Source organism: Microbispora hainanensis (assembly GCF_006874475.1).
GTDB lineage: Bacteria > Actinomycetota > Actinomycetes > Streptosporangiales > Streptosporangiaceae > Microbispora > Microbispora hainanensis.
Window position 1 is genome coordinate 1 of record NZ_VIRM01000198.1, and the last position, 488, is coordinate 488.

Annotated in this window: 1 protein-coding gene; it reads right to left on the minus strand. The window is 65.2% G+C overall.

The annotated features are described in order from the left end of the window. On the minus strand, positions 1-488 hold a 488-nt coding region (locus FLX08_RS40140; protein WP_482809802.1), incomplete at both ends, for a DNA-directed RNA polymerase subunit beta.

The window sequence follows — 488 nt, forward strand, 5'->3', positions numbered from 1 at the left end:
TCGTCGACGGTCATCGCGCCCTCGTGGGGACGCCGGGACAGGTCGATGCCGAGCTCCTCCGCCGCGCGGAAGACGTCCTCGTCGGTGTCCCTCATCTCGATCGACATGCCGTCGCTGGAGAGAACCTCGACGTTCAGACAGAGCGACTGCATCTCCTTGATGAGGACCTTGAAGGACTCGGGAATGCCCGCCTCGGGGATGTTCTCGCCCTTGACGATGGCCTCGTAGACCTTCACCCGGCCCAGGACGTCGTCGGACTTGATCGTCAGCAGCTCCTGCAGCGCGTAGGCGGCGCCGTACGCCTCCAGGGCCCACACCTCCATCTCACCGAAGCGCTGGCCGCCGAACTGCGCCTTACCACCCAGCGGCTGCTGGGTGATCATCGAGTACGGACCGGTCGACCGAGCGTGGATCTTGTCGTCGACCAGGTGCAGCAGCTTCAGGATGTAGATGTAGCCCACCGAGATCGGGTGCGGGAACGGCTCGCC